At 41.5% G+C, this 23,642-nt stretch carries 21 protein-coding genes; 14 read left to right on the top strand and 7 right to left on the bottom strand.

The genetic code is table 11. The features are described from left to right. The first annotated feature begins 349 nt into the window (after nt 1–349). From IE080_RS03020 to hemL, 10 genes are all read left to right on the top strand, one after another. Complete coding sequence (locus IE080_RS03020; RefSeq protein WP_189578970.1) at nt 350–763, top strand: 6-pyruvoyl trahydropterin synthase family protein; 414 nt, start codon at nt 350–352, stop codon at nt 761–763. Further along, the gene (folE, locus tag IE080_RS03015) at nt 720–1,418 is read left to right on the top strand and encodes a GTP cyclohydrolase I FolE (protein WP_189578969.1); all 699 of its coding nucleotides are present in this window, start codon (nt 720–722) and stop codon (nt 1,416–1,418) included. The genes IE080_RS03020 and folE overlap by 44 nt, the downstream gene beginning before the upstream one ends. A gap of 97 nt (nt 1,419–1,515) precedes the next feature. Beyond that, on the top strand, nt 1,516–2,196 hold the full coding sequence (locus IE080_RS03010; RefSeq protein WP_189579162.1) for an SDR family NAD(P)-dependent oxidoreductase: 681 nt from the start codon (nt 1,516–1,518) through the stop codon (nt 2,194–2,196). Nucleotides 2,197–2,272: 76 nt separating this feature from the next. Continuing rightward, entirely contained in the window at nt 2,273–2,536 is a 264-nt protein-coding gene (locus IE080_RS03005) for a hypothetical protein (protein ID WP_189578968.1), read from the top strand. An 18-nt stretch (nt 2,537–2,554) separates the two neighbouring features. After that, on the top strand, nt 2,555–2,998 hold the full coding sequence (locus IE080_RS03000) for a hypothetical protein (protein ID WP_189578967.1): 444 nt from the start codon (nt 2,555–2,557) through the stop codon (nt 2,996–2,998). 26 nt (nt 2,999–3,024) lie between these two features. Then, nucleotides 3,025–3,627, top strand: a complete 603-nt coding sequence (locus IE080_RS02995; RefSeq protein ID WP_308428136.1) for a flavin reductase family protein — start codon at nt 3,025–3,027, stop codon at nt 3,625–3,627. Then, entirely contained in the window at nt 3,624–4,631 is a 1,008-nt protein-coding gene (locus tag IE080_RS02990) for a ligase-associated DNA damage response exonuclease (RefSeq protein ID WP_189578965.1), read from the top strand. Before IE080_RS02995 ends, IE080_RS02990 begins: the two co-directional genes overlap by 4 nt. Before the next feature lie 68 nt (nt 4,632–4,699). Beyond that, nucleotides 4,700–6,229 carry a glutamine-hydrolyzing GMP synthase gene (guaA, locus tag IE080_RS02985; protein WP_189578964.1) on the top strand — a complete coding sequence of 510 codons (1,530 nt, stop codon included), beginning with the start codon at nt 4,700–4,702 and terminating at the stop codon, nt 6,227–6,229. A 126-nt stretch (nt 6,230–6,355) separates the two neighbouring features. Beyond that, complete coding sequence (locus IE080_RS02980) at nt 6,356–8,011, top strand: ABC transporter substrate-binding protein (RefSeq protein ID WP_189578963.1); 1,656 nt, start codon at nt 6,356–6,358, stop codon at nt 8,009–8,011. A 10-nt stretch (nt 8,012–8,021) separates the two neighbouring features. Then, nucleotides 8,022–9,314, top strand: a complete 1,293-nt coding sequence (gene hemL / locus IE080_RS02975; protein ID WP_189578962.1) for a glutamate-1-semialdehyde 2,1-aminomutase — start codon at nt 8,022–8,024, stop codon at nt 9,312–9,314. 83 nt (nt 9,315–9,397) lie between these two features. Here the strand turns inward: hemL and IE080_RS02970 are convergent, their stop codons facing one another. Next, nucleotides 9,398–10,441 carry a DUF3667 domain-containing protein gene (locus tag IE080_RS02970; protein ID WP_189578961.1) on the bottom strand — a complete coding sequence of 348 codons (1,044 nt, stop codon included), beginning with the start codon at nt 10,439–10,441 and terminating at the stop codon, nt 9,398–9,400. A gap of 116 nt (nt 10,442–10,557) precedes the next feature. On the opposite strand from IE080_RS02970, the gene IE080_RS02965 reads away from it, so the two are divergent. Next, nucleotides 10,558–10,902, top strand: coding sequence for a Spx/MgsR family RNA polymerase-binding regulatory protein (locus IE080_RS02965; RefSeq protein WP_189578960.1), 345 nt, complete (start codon nt 10,558–10,560; stop codon nt 10,900–10,902). 359 nt (nt 10,903–11,261) lie between these two features. On the opposite strand, the gene IE080_RS02960 is transcribed toward IE080_RS02965, so the two are convergent. Beyond that, entirely contained in the window at nt 11,262–12,209 is a 948-nt protein-coding gene (locus IE080_RS02960; protein WP_189578959.1) for an NAD-dependent epimerase/dehydratase family protein, read from the bottom strand. A gap of 142 nt (nt 12,210–12,351) precedes the next feature. Here IE080_RS02960 and kbl point away from each other — a divergent pair, with 142 nt between their 5' ends. The 3 genes from kbl (at nt 12,352) to IE080_RS02945 (ending at nt 14,337) form a co-directional block, all read left to right on the top strand. Next, a complete protein-coding gene (gene kbl, locus IE080_RS02955) occupies nt 12,352–13,548 on the top strand; it encodes a glycine C-acetyltransferase (protein ID WP_189578958.1) in 1,197 nt (398 codons plus the stop codon). Nucleotides 13,549–13,676: 128 nt separating this feature from the next. Then, nucleotides 13,677–13,928 carry a DUF6364 family protein gene (locus tag IE080_RS02950; protein ID WP_189578957.1) on the top strand — a complete coding sequence of 84 codons (252 nt, stop codon included), beginning with the start codon at nt 13,677–13,679 and terminating at the stop codon, nt 13,926–13,928. Further along, complete coding sequence (locus tag IE080_RS02945) at nt 13,921–14,337, top strand: type II toxin-antitoxin system VapC family toxin (RefSeq protein WP_189578956.1); 417 nt, start codon at nt 13,921–13,923, stop codon at nt 14,335–14,337. Before IE080_RS02950 ends, IE080_RS02945 begins: the two co-directional genes overlap by 8 nt. On the opposite strand, the gene IE080_RS02940 is transcribed toward IE080_RS02945, so the two are convergent. The 5 genes from IE080_RS02940 to IE080_RS02920 form a co-directional block, all read right to left on the bottom strand. Next, a complete protein-coding gene (locus tag IE080_RS02940; protein WP_189578955.1) occupies nt 14,334–14,939 on the bottom strand; it encodes a hydrolase in 606 nt (201 codons plus the stop codon). The genes IE080_RS02945 and IE080_RS02940 overlap by 4 nt on opposite strands. Nucleotides 14,940–14,943: 4 nt before the next feature. Continuing rightward, a complete protein-coding gene (locus IE080_RS02935) occupies nt 14,944–17,229 on the bottom strand; it encodes an efflux RND transporter periplasmic adaptor subunit (RefSeq protein ID WP_189578954.1) in 2,286 nt (761 codons plus the stop codon). A 233-nt stretch (nt 17,230–17,462) separates the two neighbouring features. Next, a complete protein-coding gene (locus IE080_RS02930; RefSeq protein WP_229800474.1) occupies nt 17,463–19,139 on the bottom strand; it encodes a TolC family protein in 1,677 nt (558 codons plus the stop codon). Continuing rightward, nucleotides 19,105–19,506, bottom strand: coding sequence for a four helix bundle protein (locus tag IE080_RS02925; RefSeq protein WP_189578953.1), 402 nt, complete (start codon nt 19,504–19,506; stop codon nt 19,105–19,107). Before IE080_RS02925 ends, IE080_RS02930 begins: the two co-directional genes overlap by 35 nt. A 102-nt stretch (nt 19,507–19,608) precedes the next feature. Continuing rightward, complete coding sequence (locus IE080_RS02920; RefSeq protein ID WP_189578952.1) at nt 19,609–23,472, bottom strand: efflux RND transporter permease subunit; 3,864 nt, start codon at nt 23,470–23,472, stop codon at nt 19,609–19,611. Nucleotides 23,473–23,642: the final 170 nt, after the last annotated feature.

Below are 23,642 nucleotides of genomic sequence, written 5' to 3'. Positions count from 1 at the left end.
GTTCCAAATACTTCATAAAAAATCAAACTCTTTTCCCCCCTTTAGTTTTTAAACTGATCAAAGGCCTATTTCTATGGGCAACTACCAACCCTCAAATACTCATATGAGTAGCTTTTATTAGCCAAATTGGAGAATCCAAGTTTATTGCGGTTTTTTCGACATTCATCCTGATTTAATCTCGGTATACAGGGAACTGATAAAGGCATTTTGCATGTTTGACTGACTGATTGATAGATTTATTGTAGTTAAACTCAATTTAAAGCAATTGATTTTCAGTTCATTAAATAATTTGTTTAAACATTTGTAATGAATATTAAACAAAAATTTCAAAAGCACTGTTCTTAAACTGATGAAAATAGCCGTTTACAGAAAAGAGCATTTCAATGCTGCCCATAGATTACACAACCCTAATTGGACCGATGAGCAAAATGAAGCTTATTTCGGAAAGTGTAATAATAAGTATTATCATGGTCACAATTATGAGTTAATAGTCAAATTGCTTGGTCCTATCGATCCTGATTCTGGCTATGTATTTGATATGAAAGTATTGAGTGACCTGATCAAAGAACATGTACTCAATAAATTTGACCATAAAAACTTAAATCTTGACACCGATGAATTTAAAAATCTTAATCCCTCTGCGGAAAATATTGCAGTGGTTATTTGGAATATTCTGAGGGAAAAAATTGATCACAAATATGAACTAACCATTCGACTATATGAAACAGAAAGAAACTTTGTTGAATACGATGGGAATATCTAATTCCGAACACTTAATTGACGAACTAGGTGACGAGCACATTGGAACTTCCACAGAAACGCCATTAAGAGCAGATGCTTTTGAAATGGATGATGAGCTTAAAATGGAGCTTATCGAAAAACACTTCCGTGAAATCATGCACGTGCTTGGCTTAGACCTGACAGATGACAGTCTGAAGGGTACCCCAAGAAGAGTAGCTAAAATGTACATACAGGAGATTTTTAGTGGGTTAGACCCTAAAAACAAGCCGGATGTGAAGCTATTCGACAACAAATACAAATACAATGAAATGCTCGTGGAGAAGGATATCACCTTCTTTTCCAACTGCGAGCACCACTTTGTCCCAATCTACGGAAAGGCACATGTGGCATATATTTCGAATGGACAAGTAATTGGGCTTTCCAAAATCAACAGAATAGTCCAGTATTACGCCAAGAGACCTCAAGTACAGGAGCGTTTGACCATGCAAATTGGAAATGAATTGAAAGAGTTGCTCGGCACAGATGATATTGCCGTGATCATCGATGCACACCACATGTGCGTTAGCTCACGAGGTATACAGGATGTCAACAGTTCCACGGTCACCTCTTTTTACTCAGGTAAATTTGAGCAAGATGAAAAGGCCCGTGTAGAATTTATAAAATACGTAAGTCTGTAAGAGACGAAGGATTACTAAACCAACTGAACCGGGGCAAAAGTCCCGGTTTTTTTTTAAACAATTCACCCAAGATTTGATTGTATTATGTATGGAAAATTTGGCAAACAAACATATTGTAATCATCGGAGGAAATTCCGGTATAGGTCTTCAAGTAAAAGAAATTTGTGAAGCACAGGGGGCTACAGTGTATGCTTTCAGCCGCTCTGGTGAAGCTGGCAGCACATTGGATATCACCAGTGATTTTACAACCATCGATGGCTTACCCGAGCAAATCGATGGACTGGTCTATTGTCCGGGAACGATCAATTTGAAGCCTTTTCATCGTTTTAGTATTGCCGATTTTCAACATGATTATGAGGTCAATGTGCTGGGTGCCGTCAAAGTATTGCAAGCGTGTATGAAAGCATTAAAAAAATCTTCCTCTGCATCCGTGGTTCTTTACAGTACGGTTGCTGTAAAAACAGGTCTTGGATTTCACGCATCCATCTCTTCCGCCAAAGGTGCGGTAGAAGGTCTTGCAAAATCCTTGGCCTCTGAATGGGCAGCAAATAAAATTCGTGTAAATGTGGTGGCCCCTTCTCTGACAGATACCCCGTTGGCAAATGCCTTATTGGGTACAGACGATAAAAAAGAGGCTTCTAATAAAAGACATCCTTTAGGTCGCTATGGACAAGCTAGCGATATTGCAGCGGCTACTGTATTTTTGCTTTCGGATGGCGCAAGCTGGATAACAGGGCAAGTTTTGAATATTGACGGCGGCATGAGTTCACTTAAATAAAAGTGATTTTAAACAATCGGGATAGAAATGTGTAGTAGAATTGGGAACTTTCCCAACAGAGTAAAAGTATAAGATTATGAAGACTCCACCGGAATCATATTTGATTTTCAAGGAAGAACTGGAAAAGGCCAGGCTCGAAAAAGAGCGACTGGAAGCAGAGTATAAGGCAAAGTTGTCTGACATGAATGAAGAATTGTCCAGACTGAAAGAGCAGATTCAGTCCCAGCAAGAATTGATCAAGACAACTTTGGAATATGCTATTAGGCTTGAAGAAAATTTAGGTTCCTTCAAAGATGAGGTTACCAACAATAAATCATTAAAAAACCGTACATTTCACTAAACCAAGAACAACCGACTCATGAATATTGCTGCTAATACCAAGGATTATCAGGGTTTTGCCATTGCATTCGAGGAAAGGTACTCCAAGGTCTATAACAATCCTGAAAAAGGAATTATCATCTGCGAGTTATTGACAGATTATATCCCTATCGAAGACTTCAAAGAAACATTTTATAAAATTTCCGCCATTGTTGAAAGTGGTTCTTACAAGAAGTTTATTTTTGACAAACGTGCCCTACGGGCATTCCATCAACCGAGTATGGAGTGGTATTTTCTTAACTGGAAAAACAAAATGCTCGAATTAGGATTGGATACCCATAGAAAAATCTTACCAGAAGAAAAGTGGTTTGAGAAAATGGTGCAAATCGCCAAAGAGCAAATCATGAAAAATAATCCAGACAATATCATCCATCTTTTGGATATCAAATATTGCCTGAGTGTAGAAGAAGCTATCGAAATATGATCGTACATTTTTCAAAAAAGGAAATCTTGCAAAAAGAGTCCTCTTACAGAAGGGATTTAATCAATTCACTTGCGGGATATAAAAGTCTCAATCTTATCGGTACAAAAAATGAACATGGGGTGACGAATGTCTCCCCTTTTTCTCAAATATTTCATATCGGGGCCACTCCCCCATTAGTTGGCATTCTATTCAGACCTCATACGGTGGAGCGGCACACCTTTGAAAATATCCTAAATACAGGTTTTTTCACACTCAATCATGTGACACCAGCTTTCTACAAAGAAGCACATCAAACAGCTGCCCGATACGAAGGTTCAGAGTTTGAAGGAACAGGTTTGGAGGAAGAATACCTAGGTGATTTTCATGCTCCTTTTGTCAAACTTAGCCCTTTGAAAGTAGCCTGTAGGTTGGCTGAAAGAATCACACTTCAAATCAATGGGACAGAGCTTATCATAGCCGAAATCCAAGATATTTACGTAGATGACAAAGGCTTAAGAAAGGATGGTTCCTTAGATTTAAATGCCTTGGAAACGGTTACCAACACAGGTTTGGATGAATACCACATTGGCCAAAGACTTGCCCGACTTAGCTATCCAAAACCAGGAAAGCATTTGGAAGAATTGCTATGAGTTTGTTGGAATTGACTCCCAAAGGTCTATACTGCCCTGCGGCAGCTATTTTTATAGATCCATGGCGTCCAGTAGACCATGCTGTCATCACCCATGCACATTCGGACCATTCTAGATGGGGAATGAAGCATTACTTGGCCCATCATGATTCTGCGGAAGTCATGAAACTCCGCTTAGGAGGGGAAATTTCGTTACAAACCATCTCTTACAGAAAGCCCCTATTCATCAATGGGGTAGAAATTTCTCTTATCCCGGCTGGGCATATACCTGGTTCGGCTCAGGTAAAAATCTCTCATAAAGGCCAAACAGTCGTCGTTTCGGGAGACTACAAAACAGAAGACGATGGCCTTTCCACTCCCTTTGAGCCTGTCAAATGCCATGAATTTGTTTCAGAGTGCACCTTTGGAATGCCTATATATGATTGGGAACCTCAGGCTGTGACATTTGAAAAAATCAATCAATGGTGGGCTCAAAACTCAGCACAGGACAGAAATTCCGTACTTTTTGCTTATTCCCTAGGCAAAGCCCAACGGATTATTCAAAATGTCAATCAGGATATAGGAGAAATCTTTGTGCATGGAGCTATTTGGAACACCAATGAAGCCTTGGAGCGAAACGGTGTGGCCTTACGGAAAGTGGAAAAAGTCAGCGCTGACATTCCCAAAAGCCGATTTAAAGGCTCCTTGATCATTGCCCCACCGAGTGCCATGGGAACTCCTTGGATGAAAAAATTCAGTCCCTACCGTACAGGAATTTGTTCGGGTTGGATGAGTATTCGGGGAACCCGTAGAAGAAGAGCTGCCGATGCAGGTTTTGTGCTTTCGGATCATGCGGATTGGAAGGGCTTGATTGCAGCAATTCAAGCAACAGAAGCAGAAACCGTCTACCTCACCCATGGCTCCAAAGCTGTTTTTGCCAGGTACTTACAGGAAGAAAAGGGAATACATGCGGTGGAATTGGAAACCTTGTTTGAAGGAGAAAACAGCAATTTCACCGAAGAATAAACGAAATAATATTTTGAAAATTTTTAGGATTCTTTTTCCATATCCTAATTGCCTGCGTACCTTTGCGCATGGCAGAACAAATCCTCATTCTTGACTTCGGTTCCCAATACACACAATTAATTGCCCGCAGGGTAAGGGAACTCAATGTTTACTGTGAAATTCACCCTTACAACAAAATCCCAGAAATCACCGATCAGATCAAAGGCATCATCCTTTCGGGAAGCCCTTGTTCCGTGCGTGACGAAGGTTCACCCGACCTTGATCTCGATAGTCTTCGTGGCAAGTTACCATTGCTAGGTGTTTGTTATGGTTCTCAATTGTTAGCCCACAAATACGGCGGCGAAGTACTTCCGTCTGAGATCCGCGAATACGGACGCGCAAACTTGGACCATGTAGATCTTCATTATGATTTATTAAAAGAGATGACCCATGGTTCGCAGGTTTGGATGTCCCATGGAGATACCATCAAGGAATTACCAGTTGGTTTTGACGTCATTGCGAGTACAGCCTCTGTTCGTGTAGCGGCTTTCAAAGTTCAAGGGGAAGAAACCTACGGCATTCAATTCCATCCAGAAGTCACTCATTCATTGGAAGGAAAAAATCTGTTAAGAAACTTTGTAGTTGGCATTTGTGGCTGTGCTCAGGATTGGACATCAGATACTTTTATTGATAGCACTGTTGCTGAATTGAAGGCCAAAATCGGCGATGATAAGGTGGTCATGGGGCTTTCGGGAGGTGTTGACTCCTCTGTAGCTGCTACCTTGATTCACAGAGCTATTGGGGATAACCTTACCTGTGTCTTTGTGGATAATGGTTTGCTCCGTAAAAATGAATACGAGGAAGTATTGGATTCTTACAAAACCCTTGGTTTGAATGTAATCGGAGTAGATGCCAAGCAGCGTTTTTATGATGCTTTGGCCGGATTGACCGAGCCTGAATCAAAAAGAAAAGCAATCGGTCGGGTATTCATTGAGGTATTTGACGATGAAGCGCACAAAATCGAAGGCGTTAAATGGTTGGGACAAGGAACAATCTATCCAGATGTGATCGAGTCTGTATCTGTCAAAGGACCATCTGCAACCATTAAGTCTCACCACAATGTGGGAGGTTTACCAGATTTCATGAAATTATCCGTGGTCGAACCTTTAAATACATTGTTCAAAGACGAGGTGCGAGAAGTGGGGAGAGCTTTGGAGATTCCAGAAACTATCATTGGCAGACACCCTTTCCCAGGTCCGGGGCTTGCAATCCGTATTTTGGGAGATATCACTGCTGAAAAAGTAAAGACCCTTCAGGAGGTTGACTATATTTTTATCCAAGGACTCAAAAATCATGGACTCTACGATCAAGTGTGGCAGGCAGGTGCAATCTTGCTTCCGATACAATCCGTAGGTGTGATGGGCGATGAGCGAACCTATGAAAAAGTAGTTGCGCTAAGGGCTGTGGGCTCTGTGGATGGTATGACTGCTGATTGGATTCACCTGCCATATGAATTCTTGGGAAAAATGTCCAATGAAATCATCAACCGTGTAAAAGGGGTCAATCGTGTGGTTTATGACATTTCATCCAAGCCACCTGCAACGATAGAATGGGAGTAAATTCCTGTTAATAAAACTTAAGCCACTCATAACGGGTGGCTTTTTTCTTTTCTTTTGGCTTAAAATAGGCTAAATTCGAGGCCGAATTAGATTTCAGGACAGATCTTTTCCTTACCCAAAATTTAGATGAGAGCACTTATCCCTTTTTTATGTATGTTGATGCTAAACAGTCAGTTGTTTGGTCAAAATCAACTAGCCAATTACAATCGTGCAAAAACACTGATTGGCTATGGAAATTACGTGGAGGCAATGGAGGTTTTACGTCCCTATCTAGATGAACAAACCTATGGAAACCTGTCCAATTATGCGGCCCACCATTTTGCATTTGCAGCCTACCAAAGAGGGCAGTTCAGTTTGGCGGAAGAAGTACTTTCTGCTAAAATCAACAAAGGCACAGCATCTCAAAAAGATGAAGCACGTTACTTATTGGCCTTAGCATACTTCAAACAAGGACAAAAGGCAGCTGCGCTCCGTAATATAGAAGCAATCAAAGACACTGATTTATACAAGCAAGCAGAAAATGCTACTTTTGAATTTTTACAAGATACCGATCTATCCTTTTTCAAAGAAAACACTACCTTAGGTGCAAAGAACCAAGGATTTAACCTGGCCTTTGTACAGCAGTTGGAAAAAAAACAGCGACTGACTTCTGATGAAAGAGCATTGCTTACCCAGCTTAAAGGGCAATTGCAACAAGAATCATCTGGTAATCTGATCAATAAAAATACTGATTACCTTGATGTCGCCGTCATCCTACCCTTCAATCAAAGTGGTGGCAGTGGCGTTCGAGAATTAGCTTCCTCCAATTTTATTTTGGAACTCTATCAAGGACTAAACTTTGCTGCGGAAGAACTCAAAAAGCATAACGTACGACTGCGCGTCCAGTCCTATGATACTGAACGAAATATAGATAAGCTACAACAGATATTGCAAGATCAATTTGTCATCAGTGCAGATATCATCGTTGGCCCGATTTACCCAGAGGAAGTGGAGCTTGTTGCCAATTTTTCTGAACGCTACAAAATCCCCTTTATCAATCCTCTTTCAAATCTAGATGATCGTATACGGAACCTGAATTATGCTTATTTGTTTAGACCTTCTGTGGAAGAGTTGTCAAAAGGAATCATGGAGTTTGCCAAAAGAAATCTTGATGGCCGTAAAATCGCCTTAGCTTATTCCGGTGCTTCAAGGGATGAGTTATTGGCCAAAGAATTGGAAAATCAAGTACATAACCAAGGCTTTAACCTTATCCGCTCCCAAAAAATAAGTAGCAGAGAGGTGGTCTCATTTTTCGATGTGCTCCAAATCAGAAATGATTCTACTTCTAGGGCTGACTTGGTAATTATCCTTAGTGATGATCCAAACACAGCAAATGCAGCCGTAGGTTTTATGGAATCAAAAAACATCAAGACACCCATCCTAGTTATGGATTCCTGGCTGTATTTCAACTTTGCCAATTACGAAACGCTTGAAGGTCAAAACTTTCATTTCATAGGGAATAATCCCCTTCGGTTAAACTCCCCCGCTTACGATCGATTCAAAGAGGATTATCTTAGCAAACATTTGGTATATCCATCGTTAAATGTCAGTTTGGGCTATGAATTGATGTATTTTATCCAAACTACTTTTGACCAATCCAATAAGCGGGATTGGAGAGATGGACTTGACAGGTCTGGCTTTAGAGAAGGTCGCATCAGTCAGGGCTTTAATTTCACCAAATCACAAAGCAATACATTTGTACCGGTCTATAGGCTAGAAAATGGAACCTTAGAACTTAAATAATCAGATATACATGCAGATTTCAACAAGTAAAAGCCTCTTTGATCGGGCTAAAAACTTTATACCTGGAGGTGTAAACTCTCCTGTTAGAGCCTTTCGTGCAGTTGGTGGAGATCCTATTTTTATCAAACGTGCATCCGGGGCGTACATCTATGATGAAGATGATAATTCCTACATAGAAATGATCAACAGCTGGGGGCCAATGATCCTAGGCCATAATCATCCCATGATCAAGGAAGCAGTTGTGAAAGCCATGGAAAATGGTACTTCCTTCGGTGCACCTACAGCGCGGGAAATCGAAATTGCAGAATTGATTATCTCCATGGTCCCTTCTGTGGAGCGCGTGAGAATGGTGAATTCTGGAACTGAAGCCACCATGTCTGCTATCCGTGTGGCAAGAGGCTACACAGGAAGAGATAAGTTTATCAAAATGGAAGGCCACTACCATGGTCATGGGGATTCTTTCCTGATTTCAGCGGGTAGTGGAGCCATCACCATGGGTAATCCTGACTCACCAGGTGTTACAAAGGGAACGGCAAAAGACACGCTTTTAGCTCCTTACAATGACCTAGAAGCCATCGAAACACTCGTAGCTGCAAACAAAGGTCAAATTGCAGCCATTATTTTGGAACCCGTTCCTGGAAATATGGGGCTTGCCATTCCTAAAGAAGGGTATTTACAAGGTTTGAGAAGTATTTGCGATAGAGAAGGAATCGTTTTGATTTTTGATGAGGTCATGACAGGTTTCCGATTAGCCAAAGGCGGTGCTCAGGAGTTGTTTGGAGTGACTCCAGATATGACTACCTTGGGAAAAATCATCGGTGGCGGTATGCCTGTGGGTGCTTATGGGGGCAAAAAAGAAATCATGGACTGTGTTTCCCCGGCAGGTCCAGTGTACCAAGCAGGAACGCTATCAGGAAATCCAATTGCCATGGCAGCTGGATTAGCTATGTTGAATCACCTGAATGAGCATGCAGAAGTCTATACCCAATTAAATGAAATCGGAAGCAAGCTAACCTCAGGTATTCAAGATTCATTGAATAAATTGGGCTTGAACTACACAATCAATCACTTAGGGAGTATGTATAGCTTGTTCTTTACAGCTAAAGAAGTCTTTGATTTTGAAAGCGCCAAGCATTCGGACACCGCGCTTTTTGGAAAATACTTCCAAGGCATGTTGAAAAGAGGAGTGTATTTAGCCCCTTCCCAGTTTGAATCCTTGTTTCTATCAACAGCTTTAACAGATTACTTGATCCAAACCATCGTGTCAGCCCACCACGATACGATGAAAGAATTGGTAGGTTAACATCAGCTTGCAAACTCACAGCATTAAGAGCTACATGCGTGCACTCACAGTGTTGCTGTAGCTCTTTCATTTTTTATATCCGCTTAGAATAACAATAGCGTCACATAAATCTCTAAGATAAAGCCCAATAAAAGAAAAAACACATAAATCAGTCCTAGAAAAAGAAACTTCAATAAGGTTTTAAACCAAGGTTGGGCATATACCTTTTTCAACGAAAAATATGCATACAAGGTAACTATGATAAAAGACCATCCAAAGACTTGCATGGCATAGTAATCATCGATAAAGGTCCAACAAATAGCCAATCCATAGATAAAATAGGCAAATGCATGTAAATGAAGTCCATGAATCAAATGCTCCACATAATAATAATCCCTTCGGATATAGAGCAACTGCAAGATCAAAGCAAAAAAAGGCAGTATAAAAAACATCATAATCGGAAGGTTCCTTGCCACACCATTGATAAACACATTGGAGTTGGCTATAAAGCCTCGGATTTTGCTTATACTAAAATCTAAATCGAAATAAAACCGTGATTTAGCATAGGCCTGTTGAAACTCCTCATCCGAGACGGATGGGTCAATGGCTAAAAATTTTAATTCTTTCCAGTCTGTACGTTCAGCACTCAAAGAATCCGATACCTCAGGCCAAATTTTTTGAATGGCGTCCAAGGCGCCCTTATTTACCAAACTATCAAAGGCTACTTGTTCATCATCTGCTAATTCTTTTCTGATTTCAGCCAATCTTCCATCCATTCCAATATTAAAACTCCCCGCTGTACCCATCAAGGTTTTATCCAACATATTCTGTGGAATAACCAACGCAAATACAAAAAAGTAAAATAAAGACATAAGCAAATAGAGCTTAATGGGCTGAATAAATGACTTCCTTCGTCCTTCATTAAAAGCCAAAGTCAAGGCACCTGGTTTAGTAATAAACACAGGAATAGTCCGTATAAAAATGGTGTCCAGATTCAGGAAATTTGAGAAAAAATCTCCTAAAAATACATGCAAAGGCATCTTTGTATCCTTGTTTTCCTGACCACAAGTAGGGCAAAAACGCTCTTGTTTATGGAACTCCTCCCCACAATTGAGGCAGAAATCCAATTTTCTATGGTTGCTTGGCATGCTTGAGTTAAGTGCTTTAGGTGACGTTAATTTAAGATTTTTATGATGTATTCAAGCCTTTTACCAAGAAAAGGTGGACTTCCCTCCTGATAATCCGTAAATTTGGAATAAAAAATATGAAAGTTTACGGCATTAAAAACTGCAATACCATGAAGAAAACCTTCGGTTTCCTAGAAGCAGAAGGTATCAAGTATGAATTTATCGACTACAAAAAACAAGCTCCTACTCAGGAATTGATAGAAGGTTTTGCAGACCTTACCTCATTCGAAAACCTCATCAACAAAAAAGGCACCACCTACCGTAAACTCAGCGATTCCGACAAAGAACTTTTAAACACCAAAGCATCTGCTCTCCAAGTTCTCACCCAAAACTCCAGCATGATCAAACGCCCAATCATTGATAATGGCAAAGGAAAGTTGGTCTTAGGATTCGAGCCAGAGGAGATTCAGAGCTTAAAGTGATTGGATGTACCAAGTACAAGGTACCAAGTACCAAGATTGTTAGATTGATTTAAGATTTTAGATCTTAGATATAAGATTTGCTTAAATATCAAACCTTTGCGCTCATGGCGTCAATCGTGGCGTTCGTGGCGTGAAAAAAAGATGAAGTTTTAAACTACATGACACCAAGGGGATTGCAAATCCCCATTTATCTGCTCCGCGAAATTTGCAATTTCGTGGAGCACCAGAAAAAATGCGTATGCGGTAATATCTACCACATACGCTTCTTTTTTTGTTTCAATTTATTTCTACTTTATTTCAACCTTATTTCCATTTATTTCCACATTATTTCCGTGAATTCTGCGCCTTCTGCGAGCGCTCTAGAAAGTAAACGTAGGCAGATGTTTCAGTATATCATCCGTCATCTCTTGCAAGCCATATTGAGGCTTCCATCCCCAATCTTGCCTTGCTCTGGTATCATCCACACTGTCAGGCCATCCATCAGCAATGTTTTGTCTAAAATCTGGCTCATAAGAAATCGTGAAATCAGGGTAATGTAATCGAATACTTTCAAAAATCTCCTTCGGAGAAAAGCTGATAGCACCAACATTATAACTAGATCTAATTAAAACCTGCTCCTTTGGCGCATGCATTAGATCCAAAGTAGCTTTAATAGCATCTGGCATATACATCATCGGCAAATAGGTGTCTTCTTTCAAAAAAGACACAAAATGCTCTCCTGCGATGGCTTTATGATAGATATCTACTGCATAATCTGTAGTACCTCCACCTGGTAAAGACTTATAGCCAATCAATCCAGGATACCTCAAGCTTCTCACATCCACCCCAAACTTCTGGAAATAATATTCACACCAACGCTCACCTGCTTGTTTGGAAATGCCGTAAACAGTATTTGGTTCTTTGACACAATATTGAGGTGTATTAACTTTTGGAGTATTAGGACCAAAAACTGCAATGGAAGATGGCCAGTAAATCTTATCCAATTTCAGTTCCTTTGCCAGCTCCAGCACAAAAATCAAACTATCCATATTCAAATTCCAAGCAAAAAGTGGATTTTGCTCTCCCGTAGCTGAAAGCACTGCGGCCAAATGATAGATTTGCTTAACTTGTTGATCAACGACCAGTTTTTTAAGCGCGTCTTTGTCCATCACGTCCAGAACCCTGGATTGGCAATAGTCAAACTTAGTCAAGGCTTGTGGATTAATATCAGTGGCAATCACGTTGTCCCCACCATACAGCTCTGTGAGAGCCCATGTCAATTCCGAACCGAGCTGTCCAGCAGCACCGATGATTAAGATTCTTTCCATGCTTTACGATCTCCGGGCAAACAAAGCCCTTAATTTTTGATTATATTTGGGATTCAATATTCGAAACAAAAATAATGATTTCGGCGCATGAATTTCACTATTTCCGAAAATAGGAGTTAAAAACCTTTACTTACAAAATTTTATGTACGATACCCTTAAACCTAAATTAGAACAAGAGTTAAAAGAAATCGAAGCAGCAGGCCTGTATAAAAGAGAGCGCATCATCACCTCTCCTCAATCCGCTGAGATCACCATCGAAGGTGGCAAAAAAGTATTGAACTTCTGTGCCAACAACTATCTTGGTCTATCCTCTCATCCTCAAGTGATTGAAGCGGCTAAAAAGGCCATCGACACCCATGGATTTGGCATGTCGTCCGTACGCTTTATTTGCGGAACTCAGGATATCCATAAGCAATTAGAAGATAAGATTTCTGAGTTTCTAGGTACTGAAGATACCATCCTTTACGCAGCTGCTTTTGATGCGAACGGGGGTGTTTTTGAACCACTTTTTGGCCCAGAAGATGCGATTATTTCTGATGCCTTAAACCATGCTTCTATCATCGATGGTGTACGTCTGTGCAAAGCCATGCGCTTCCGCTACCTACACAACGATATGGAAGACCTGGAAAAGCAACTGCAAGATGCAGATGCTAAAGGCGCCCAACAAAAGATCATCGTTACCGATGGGGTTTTTTCTATGGATGGAACCATCGCTCAATTGGATAAAATCGTAGCCCTAGCTGAAAAATACAATGCCCTAGTTATGAGTGACGAGTGTCATTCTACAGGATTTATGGGTAAAACTGGCCGTGGTGTACACGAGCACTGTGGAGTTATGGGAAAAATTGACATCATCACCGGAACACTAGGAAAAGCCTTGGGTGGTGCTTCAGGTGGTTTTACCTCTGGTAGAAAAGAGATAATAGACCTGTTGCGTCAACGCTCCAGACCCTATTTGTTTTCCAACACCTTAGCACCTTCTATTACAGGAGCTTCCATTGCAGTTTTTGATTTGCTTTCAGAGACTACTGAGCTTAGAGACAAACTAGAGTCCAATACGCAATATTTTCGTAAGCAAATGACAGCTGCAGGCTTTGATATTAAGCCAGGCGAACATGCCATTGTGCCGATAATGCTGTATGATGCAGTACTTTCTCAGCAGATGGCAGAAAAACTATTGGAAAAAGGAATCTATGTGATTGGCTTCTATTACCCTGTAGTTCCAAAAGGTCAGGCGCGAATTCGTGTTCAAATTTCTGCCGGTCATGAAAAAGAACATTTGGATCAAGCGATTGCCGCATTTATTGAAGTTGGAAAAGAGTTAGGTGTGATTAAGTAAATCAAAAAGGATAACCTCTATAATAAAAAATGAATGAGCCCAATAAGATTTTATTGGGCTTTTTTTAAAAGGTAAAGTAGTTGTGAAATTGTTTAATTACACGTATATTTGAAAAAACACGTGTAAAAATGAAAACAAAGCTAACATTAACCATAAAGAAAAGTGTAATTGACTCTGCTAAAAAGAAAGCAAAGGCCAGAGGAATATCCCTTTCAAAAATGATTGAGGAAATTTTTGAAGGTTCGACAGAAACGTCCATCCAAACAGAAGAACAACGTTCTGCTGAAAGATTATTGGCTAGATTAGAGAATGCACCTACTCTCGAAACAAAACCAGACAAAGAGTTAATTGAGGAATTTATCCGAAATAAATATGCCTGAAATTTATCTTGATACAGATGTTGCTTTTGACATTATATCCAAAAGAATGCCTTACTATGAAACATCTATTAAGCTTATTGACCTTTTTCTTCAAAACAAAATAGTCCTGTTAATCGGAGAAAGCAGTTTAGGAAACTTGTTTTACTTAAGTTTCGAAATCTACAAACTAAATGATGCTAAAAATTTATTAAATGATTTCTCGTCTTCATGTAAAATTATTTCCGGGGGGAAAACATCATTAAAGGACGCCTTAAACTCTGAATTCAAGGATAAAGAAGATGCACTACAATATTATACAGCTTTAAATTACGGAGCTGACTTCTTTATTACCAGAAATATACATGACTATAAGTTTGCAGTAAAGTCTTTACCAGTATATAGTCCTATAGATTTTTTAAAACTCTTTTAAACCACCCCCCTCAACTGATTATCAATCACAAACTGAATCAACTCCTCTACTGTTATTCCTGCTCGTTGAGAGGCATCGGTAATATCTTCTCTGCTGACCTGAGCGGCAAAACTTTTATCTTTCAATCGCTTTTTGAAACCTTTGATTTCAATCCCCTCATACCCTTGTGGACGCATCAAGGAGTAAGCATGTACAAAACCTGATAACTCATCGAAGGCATATAGCATTTTGTCCATTTCTGAATCTGGGTCAACTCCGAAATACCGAGGACCATGAGAGGCAATTGCCTTGATCATGCGTGGATCCTGATTTCTTGCTTCCAGCTCTTCGATGATTTTTCTGCAATGATCATCCGGCCACTGATCCCAGTCCGCATCATGCAACAGCCCAGACAAATGCCAAAGCCGTTGGGTATATGCATCGTAACCTTTCACCTCTGCGTAAGATTTCATTAAATGCCCTACCTGCTGCATGTGGAAAACCAGCTTTTCGTTTTTCACCCAAGTATTGAGTAATAGTTCAGCCTCAGCAAGTGTCATCAAATTTCCTTCGTCGTTAGGATTACCAAAAGTTGTTCGATTAAGTGGGTGAGATAATGTCATCGGTTTATAAGCTTTTTAAGGGCACTTCAAATGAACGATCGCTCCATGCAAAACGAAGTTTTCCTTCATTTCCTTTGGTAGAGATCACTTTAAATGTCAATTTTTCGACAGACTCTTTCAATACCACAGGTGTAATTTCCCAACGGGCCACATCCTCTTTTTCATCGTAATCATCGGCCAAATGTTGATTGAAGTTCTTATTGAGAATCAAGGTCCATTTGTCCGCACGGGGAATAGTAAAAAGAGCATATTTGCCGGCGGGAATACGCTTCCCTCCTATTTCCAAATCCTGATTGAAGGAAATATTCGTAGCCATATGGGCTCCTGTAACCCACACATCCCCATAGCCTACCAATCCTCCAAAAATCTCTCTTCCTCGTACACTCGGAGCGGCATAATCCACATGCACATGATTCTTTCCAATATTGGCCATGGCCGCTGTTCGTGGACTCTTAGAAGCAGATGGTCCTGCATGAGCACTATGATCGTGCGCACTGTGGTTATGAGCTCCATGAGCAGAATGATCATGGGCGTTTGCAGATGTAGGGGCAGCTTTCCCCTCCGATGTACCACCTGTTGCAGCTACCCGCTTACCTGGCTGATACGTTTCTTTAACCTCCCCGCAAGTCAACATCATATCACCAAAATACGGATTACGGATTTCTTTTTCTCCACTCAACCAATAAGCGCCTTGGTCCTTGAAGGCCATCGGGCAGTATTGACGGTAAATAGTATTATCCACTACCCCAAAATACTCCACCGCATCAATCAAGTTATCCGATAAAATTTCGAATTGCTTTCGTTGCTCTTCCACATTGCTTGTGGCAGCAATTTTATCTAAACTGCTACGGATAGGACTTACCAATTTATTCCAGATTTCTCCTGCTTTGCCCTCCAATAAGGAGGCATCCACTTTTGTCAAATTGGCTTTGGCAGGATTAATTGCCTGCTGAGTGGCTTGAGCGTTACTGGCTACCAAACCATCTTTGATCGGTAAGTAGCTCTGGATAAGCGCAGTCAACTGCTTCTTAAACGCTTCCGAAACTTCCAGCGTCTTCACCTGCGGACGTAACATCATACTGTAATTGCCACTGAGTTGAGCGGCTGCATCGATGGCAAAAACCCCATTACTCACCACTTGCTCCCCTTCTTCTACTCCTGAAAACACCAAATAATCATCTCCTACTCGTGGCCCCAATTCAATCTCTCTCATCTCAAATGCCGGAGCTTCACGGTTCCCTACTTGTACATAGACAACTGAACGTGGACCTGTCCAAAGAATGGCTGATTTCGGAATCATCAAACCTGTCTGTGCTGCCTGAGCAGCTGCAATGGTAGCCGAAACAAACATCTCTGGCTTCAACTCAAAGTTTCTATTGGCCGCTTCTGCTCTGATTCCCACCGTACGGGTATCTGGATTCAAGACCGGATCAATATAGGTCACTTTCCCCGAGAAGGATTTTCCAGGGTAAGCAGCAACTTGGAAACTCAACTCATCTCCTTTTCTGATCGCTCCCAAATCGGACTCATAAGCATCCAAAATCACCCATACCGAACTCAAATCCACAATTTCAAACATCACCGATCCTCTGTTCACAAAATCTCCAACAGAAACATTCCTTGCCATCACGACTCCAGACACATCTGCGTAAACATCAAACTGTGTTTGAATCTGACCCGAACTTTCAATTCTACTGATTTGCTCATCGGATATTTTCCAAAGCCTCAATTTTTCTTTGGCAGCTTGGTACAAGGCTGGTTGACGCTCCTTAATTTTGGCTGTTTCCAGCAATTCTTTTTGAGCATTCACTAACTCTGGAGAGTAAAGCGTTGCCAGCTTCTCCCCTCTTCTCACTTCTTGCCCCGTAAAATTGACAAACAATTGGTCTACCCTACCCCCAAAATTGGCAGTCAGGCTTTTGACACGCTGTTCGTTGGTTTGGATTTTACCGGTCAAGTTCACTTTGCCAGTCCCTGATCCGGCCTTCACTCGGGTGAGTTGTACATTGGAAAGTGCAACCGCTTCAGGTGTCATTTCCAGCACAAAAGGACTATTATTTCCCGATCCACTCGCAAGCGGAGTTAAGGCCATTCCACAAAGCGGACACATTCCAGGTTCATCCTGCCTAATCTGTGGGTGCATGGAACAGGTATAGATGGTCCCATCTTCCGCTACATGGAAGTGTTCGTGATCAGGATGGTCGTCATTCCCACGGATCAACCAACCCGCTAGACCACCGAAAAACAAGCAGCCTAGGATGATGATGAATATATTTTTGTTGTTTTTCATAGTATTTTTAGAGACAAGAGATAAGACTTAGACTTTTGTTGAAAGACGATTCGGTATTGGGGTTCACGCAAAGGTCGCTACGGGTTTCGCAACGAGCGCTACGGTAATCTTGGCGGTCGTTGCGTATTTCCTTTGCTGTCGTTGCGAGAAAATAACATTAGATATTGGGATATTGGATATTGGGATATTTCCTTGATAATATCTATCAGTATCTAATATCAATAAATATCAAATCAAATCCCCACCAACGTTTCTACCCGTGCAAACTGAATTTCTCGATCAATTTTCGTATTCAGAAGATTCAACCGAAAGTCTAGTAACTCCCGCTGAATAGATAAGATTTCTTCGAAGGAACTACCTTCGGTAGCATATGCTGTGACAGATAGTTCCAGCGTTTGCTCCGTCAGTTCGATTTGTTCTTCCAAGAGACGGACTTTGCGGTCAGCATCTTTGATGGAGGCAAGGATTGTTTCAAACTCGGTTTCCAGGTTGCGTTGTAAATCCTCCTTTTGACGCTCATTGGCTTCCCAGTATAGTTTGGATTCAGCCTGCATGGCTTTATACTTCTTACGGTAAATAGGTAAGGATACTGTAGCCATTCCCATGACCATATTGTTTCCCATACCGGCAGGCATATAAAACATATCGTCTTGGTGTCCAACCATTCCTGATTCTGGTCTAAAGGAGAAAACCATGTAATTCAACCCAAGTCCTACCATAGGTCTACCTTCCAGTTTGGCCATTTCCGCTTGTTTTTGATAGGCCAAACCTTCCTTTTCCAGCATCAATAACATTGGATTGGAAAGCAATAGTTGCTCTAGCATTTCTACTTCCCATCCATAGGCTTTTTGGCTCTCCAATTGGCTATCAAGTGCTATCCATTCATTTTTATCTCTTCCAAGCAATTGATTGAAGCGAACTTGCAAAGGTCTTTTATCCACTTCCAATTGCTGTAAATCTGACTCCAAAGCTTTGATCTGCACCTGCAAGCGAAGTACATCCGTGAGTTTACCCGAACCTCCAGCAGAGCCCATACTCGACATAGCCGATGATGAACTGGAGGACTGTCCCATAGCAGGGGCACCGGAAGCAGTACTTCCTCCCATACCCATGCCATCATCACTTGCATTTTGAGCCCCTCTAGTTGGGCGTCTTACAGCAGTTGACACAGAAGACACGGCATCAGCGGTATTTCCTCCCTGATAACGAATAATGGCCAATTCCTCCAAAGACTTCAAAATCTCCAGATTAGCCTTGGTAATGGCAATCGTATTTTCTAATTGCTGCAATTGGAAGTAGGTTTCCTTCACCTGATAGAGCAAGACATTTCGCTGCTGTCTAAACTCCTCATACCTCGCCTCCGCCATCAGCGTTGCCTCATCCTTTTGCGTTTTAAGCATTCCAAACCATGGAAACATCTGCATCACCGACAGCTCCCCACGCTGATTCCCCATCAACAACTCCATCGGTCTCGTAAACACCCCAATGTTTAACTGAGGGTTCTCCAAACTCACCTGATTCGTCTTCTCCAAAGAAGCTTGGTATTGACGGAAAGAAGCTTGTAGAGATGGATTATTTTCGGAGGCTAGGTCTAGGTAGTCATTTAAGGTTTGAGCGTGTAAAGGAAATAAGGTGAAATAAGGTGGAAATAAGGTGGAAATAATACATAGACAGATGGTTTTCTTAAGGGAGGATAGATTGGGTTTTAAGTGAAATAAATAGAAATAAGGTTGAAATAAAGGTGAAATAGGTCGCAGGATCAACCTTCTTATTCCAATAGTAAAGTTCACAAGTAGATGCTGACCTTTTAGAAAGAATTTGATATTTGAGTTCCTCCCAAGGCTATTTTTTAGATCATACAAGTATTGAAATTTATTACTTTTCATTTTTACCTCCCTTCTTGGCTTCATAGGTTTTGGAGATGGTGTTGTTTAATTTAACTTGAAGAGGATAATGTATGGAGCAGATTTCTTCCCATTCTTCGAGGGTTACTAAACCTCTTTCATGGCCTAAATCCAACCAGTGCTCTTTTCCTTCAGCTAATGAAGCTCTTGAATAGAAGTAGAACTGAACCTTTTCCAAATAATGAAATCTACCGTACCCTTCTGCTATATTAGCTCCAACAGAGTCGATTGACTCCAACATCTGATTTCCCCAAGATTTCTTTTCATGAAAATTCAATCGAGAATAAATCGTCCATGCAATTGCCGAAAGCTTCCTGGATAATTGATAAATTTCCAAGTCTTTCAAGGGTATATATTTCTTCTTATCCTCCATAATTTCTTGTATTTTTTATTTCAATTTTATTTCGCTCTATCCTATTTCGCAGAATCTGTCTAACATAAGTAGAGGCCTATTTCAACCTTATTTCGCGCCAGCTTATTTCAACTTTATTTCCCTATACTTCCCATACAACACTGGCACAATAAACAAGGATATCAAGGCTACTGTCATCCCTCCGAAGGCTGGAATGGCCATGGGGATCATGATGTCGGAGCCGCGACCGGAACTGGTGAGAACGGGTAATAAGGCTAGTAAGGTGGTTGCGGTAGTCATCAGGCATGGTCTTACGCGCTTAAGGCCAGCTGCTAAAACAGCTTTTCGGACATCTTCGACACTCTCAGGTTTTATATTATCAAAACTTTGCTTGAGATAGGTTCCCATCACGACACCATCATCGGTAGCAATCCCAAAGAGGGCAATAAACCCTACCCAAACAGCCACTGAAAGATTGAACGTGCGCATTTGGAAGAGTTCACGCATGTTAGTTCCCAAGAAACTAAAGTCAAAGAACCAATCCTGCCCATACAGCCAAAGCATCATAAAACCTCCAGAAAATGCCATGGCAATTGCAGAGAAAATCATCAACACCATAGCGGTAGATCGGAATTGGAGGTAAAGAATCAGGAAGATGACTGCCAAACATAAAGGAATTACGATTGCCAAACGCTTTTCTGCACGAATCTGATTTTCATAACTTCCTGAGAAAGTGTAAGAAACTCCTGCCGGAACTTCTAATTCACCTGAATTGATTTTTTGCTGGATGTAGTCTCTGGCATTATCTACTACAGATCCTTCTGCAAAGCCATCTCGCTTATCGAACAGCACATAACCTACCAAGAAGGTATTCTCTCCCCTGATCATCATTGGACCTGGACGATAATTAATTTCCGCTAACTGACCTAAAGGAATTTGGGCACCCGTAGGTGTGCTTACTAAAATCCGTCTCAAAGCCTCGGGATCGTCTCTATACTCTCGGGCATAGCGGGCACGGATAGCATAGCGCTCCCGGCCTTCCACCGTTGTACTCAGGGTCATCCCTCCGATTGCTACTTCGATAAATTCCTGTACGTCGGCCACATTGAGTCCGAATCTTCCCAACTGCGTTCGGTCCAAATCAATCTCCAAATAAGGCTTACCTAAAGAACGATCTGCAAATACTGCCTCCGCTTTGACGGAAGGCACCTCTTTAAGGACAGATTCCAATTTCAAACTAAAATCCTCTATGGTTTCCAGATTAGGTCCATATACCTTCATCCCCATAGGAGCACGCATTCCCGTCTGCAACATGACTAAGCGGGTTTCTATGGGCTGGAGTTTGGGAGCAGAAGTCACTCCTGGTAAGTTGGATGTTCGAACCTGAATTTCATCCCAAATATCATCCGGCGTGCGGATTTCATCCCTCCACTGACGGAAGTACTGTCCTCTTTTTTCGTCAGATACAAGATACTTAGTGATATTTCTAGCAACAGATCTTCGTTGGGATTCCTCCATGTAGGTTTTTTCATCATCCCAAATGGCTCCATCCTGACGGTCATACCACCAATCTTTACCATTGACCTGAATCATATAATTTCCTTCCTGATCAACTTTGAAGCGGAGTTTGCGGGCATTTTCATCTTGCAGATATTCCGTTTTGTAGTTGATGATATTCTCGTACATGGACATTGGAGCAGGATCCAAAGGACTTTCAGCCCTCCCTGCTTTCCCCACCACCATCTCTACTTCCGGTATCGCCTGAACCAACATATCCAACTGCTTGACAATTTGCATATTTGCCTCCACACCTGAATGCGGCATGGACGTTGGCATCAAGAGAAAGGACCCCTCATTCAATGCAGGCATAAACTCCTTACCCATACCAGGAAAAGCATGTGTCAAACCTGACCAAACGGAATTCGTTCGGATATTGACTCCTACACGATCAAAGCCGGTGGCCACAAATCCAAAGATTTTTCCAAAACCCAACCAAATATTCAGTGCAAGCAGAATTATGGTTACTGGAATTACTAAAAAGACTCTAGCATGGGCCAAACACCAATTCAGAAGCTGCGCATAGTATCGGATAAATAGGGCAAAGACACCCAAAACCAAGCCAACCACTAAGCCAATAAAGAGGAAGTTGACAAAAACAGATTGAGTCAAGCCTAATGGTCTCCATTCGATGGCTAATAGTACCGAGACCGCAACTACCGCAATCAACATGGACAACTGATTTTTATATTTCCCTTCAGCAGTTTCTCTAGGGAGGAAATGATGGACTAGATGGTTGATGGCGAATGCCAACATAACCCATCCAGCCCATGGATAATAGAATAACAGGACCACACCGGCCACTGCCATCAAGCTGTTCAGAAGGGTTTTATAATTTTTAGATTTCACCTTTGCTCCAAATACCCAATGGGCAAAAGCAGGCATAAACACCAAGGTGAAAATCAATGCAGCAATCAAGGCAAAGGTTTTCGTGTAAGCCAAAGGACCAAAGAGTTTTCCTTCCGCAGCCTGAAGTGTAAATACAGGCAGGAAGCTCACAATGGTCGTCATGACAGCTGTTAAAATAGCCGAACTCACCTCTGTTGTCGCTTCGTAAATGAGTTGAAGTTTGGTCTTTTTACCATCCGAATCTTCCAAATGGCGAAGAATATTTTCATTCAAAATAATCCCCAAATCCACCATGGTTCCGATGGCGATGGCAATACCAGATAATGCGACGATATTGGCATCCACTCCCACATACTTCATCATAATGAAGCACATCAATACGGCCAATGGCAAAAGTGCTGAAATCAACAAAGAAGCCCGCAGATTATACACCATAACCATTATGACAATGATGGTGATCAAAATCTGCAAACTAATAGCTTCATTTAAGGTTTGTAAGGTTTCCTTAATCAATCCCGAACGGTCATAAAATGGAACGATGGTCACTTTGGAAATCGTGCCATCCTCCAAGGTCTTGCTAGGGAGTCCTGGGGATATTTCTTCTAGTTTTTGCTTGATAGCATCGATCACCACTAGCGGATTATCACCATAACGGGCCACCACTACTCCCCCAACAGCCTCAGCACCTCCCTTGTCCAGAATGGCTCTTTCGGCCCGACTTGCAGGCCCTATAGTTACCTTGGCTATGTCTTTGACACGTAAGGGAACATTATTGCTCATCTTGACTACTGCCATCTCTATATCCTCTAGTGACTTGACATAGCCTAGGCCACGAACGATAAACTCCACCTGATTGATCTCCATGGTATTAGCGCCAATATCTAGGTTTGATTGCTTGACAGCATTCATCACCTGCATCATGGAAACATTATGCGCTTTCATGGCCACAGGATCAAGATCTACTTGATATTCCTTGACATGGCCACCTATACTGGCTACCTCTGATACCCCCTCAGCCCCAGCCAAACCATAGCGGACGTAGTAATCTTGAATACTCCGGAGCTCGTGGAGATCCCAACCTCCAGCAGGATTACCTTCCTCATCCCTCCCTTCCAGTGTATAAAAATAAACTTGACCCAAACCTGTTGCATCTGGCCCTAATTTCGGTTGCACTCCCTCAGGTAAAAGCCCTGCTGGAAGGGAATTTAGCTTTTCCAAAATTCGCGAACGGCTCCAATAAAACTCAATATCGTCTTCAAAAATGATGTAGATGGAAGAAAAGCCAAACATTGAGGTACTTCGAATGGACTTTACCCCCGGCATGCCTAGAAGTGAGGTTGTCAAAGGATACGTAATCTGATCCTCCACATCCTGAGGTGAGCGCCCCATCCAATCAGTGAAGACGATTTGTTGATTTTCACCAATATCAGGAATAGCATCTACTGGAACGGGGTCATTAGGCAAAAAACCTGTATTCCAGTTGAAGGGGGCTGTCACTATCCCCCAACCGATGACGAGTAATAGGAAGATAACTGTAATCAGCTTATTTTCAAGAAAGAATTTAATAATGGTATTGAGCATAGCTATTGTGAACTACATGCTTGATATCTGAAAACAGATATTGTTGGAAATTAAATATTGAAGGATTTTGAGACTGACGCGAGTAGTGGGCCAGACCTGGGGTGTTTTAAAAACCCACCAAGTCTATTAAGAGGCTAGCAAAGGCAAACTAAATTCAAAGACCCAACTGA

This window comes from Mongoliitalea lutea (genome assembly GCF_014652135.1).
GTDB lineage: Bacteria > Bacteroidota > Bacteroidia > Cytophagales > Cyclobacteriaceae > Mongoliitalea > Mongoliitalea lutea.
The sequence above is the reverse complement of the archived record's forward strand: the minus strand, read 5'-3'. Positions and strand labels throughout refer to the sequence as shown.

Coding starts and splice junctions, on each gene's coding strand:
- IE080_RS03020 (WP_189578970.1), top strand. CDS start 350: ATGAAAATAGCCGTTTACAGAAAAGAGCATTTCAATGCTGCCCATAGA.
- folE (WP_189578969.1), top strand. CDS start 720: ATGAAACAGAAAGAAACTTTGTTGAATACGATGGGAATATCTAATTCC.
- IE080_RS03005 (WP_189578968.1), top strand. CDS start 2,273: ATGAAGACTCCACCGGAATCATATTTGATTTTCAAGGAAGAACTGGAA.
- IE080_RS03000 (WP_189578967.1), top strand. CDS start 2,555: ATGAATATTGCTGCTAATACCAAGGATTATCAGGGTTTTGCCATTGCA.
- IE080_RS02990 (WP_189578965.1), top strand. CDS start 3,624: ATGAGTTTGTTGGAATTGACTCCCAAAGGTCTATACTGCCCTGCGGCA.
- guaA (WP_189578964.1), top strand. CDS start 4,700: ATGGCAGAACAAATCCTCATTCTTGACTTCGGTTCCCAATACACACAA.
- IE080_RS02980 (WP_189578963.1), top strand. CDS start 6,356: ATGAGAGCACTTATCCCTTTTTTATGTATGTTGATGCTAAACAGTCAG.
- hemL (WP_189578962.1), top strand. CDS start 8,022: ATGCAGATTTCAACAAGTAAAAGCCTCTTTGATCGGGCTAAAAACTTT.
- IE080_RS02970 (WP_189578961.1), bottom strand. CDS start 10,441: ATGCCAAGCAACCATAGAAAATTGGATTTCTGCCTCAATTGTGGGGAG.
- IE080_RS02965 (WP_189578960.1), top strand. CDS start 10,558: ATGAAAGTTTACGGCATTAAAAACTGCAATACCATGAAGAAAACCTTC.
- IE080_RS02960 (WP_189578959.1), bottom strand. CDS start 12,209: ATGGAAAGAATCTTAATCATCGGTGCTGCTGGACAGCTCGGTTCGGAA.
- kbl (WP_189578958.1), top strand. CDS start 12,352: ATGTACGATACCCTTAAACCTAAATTAGAACAAGAGTTAAAAGAAATC.
- IE080_RS02950 (WP_189578957.1), top strand. CDS start 13,677: ATGAAAACAAAGCTAACATTAACCATAAAGAAAAGTGTAATTGACTCT.
- IE080_RS02945 (WP_189578956.1), top strand. CDS start 13,921: ATGCCTGAAATTTATCTTGATACAGATGTTGCTTTTGACATTATATCC.
- IE080_RS02940 (WP_189578955.1), bottom strand. CDS start 14,939: ATGACATTATCTCACCCACTTAATCGAACAACTTTTGGTAATCCTAAC.
- IE080_RS02935 (WP_189578954.1), bottom strand. CDS start 17,229: ATGAAAAACAACAAAAATATATTCATCATCATCCTAGGCTGCTTGTTT.
- IE080_RS02930 (WP_229800474.1), bottom strand. CDS start 19,139: ATGAAGCCAAGAAGGGAGGTAAAAATGAAAAGTAATAAATTTCAATAC.
- IE080_RS02925 (WP_189578953.1), bottom strand. CDS start 19,506: ATGGAGGATAAGAAGAAATATATACCCTTGAAAGACTTGGAAATTTAT.
- IE080_RS02920 (WP_189578952.1), bottom strand. CDS start 23,472: ATGCTCAATACCATTATTAAATTCTTTCTTGAAAATAAGCTGATTACA.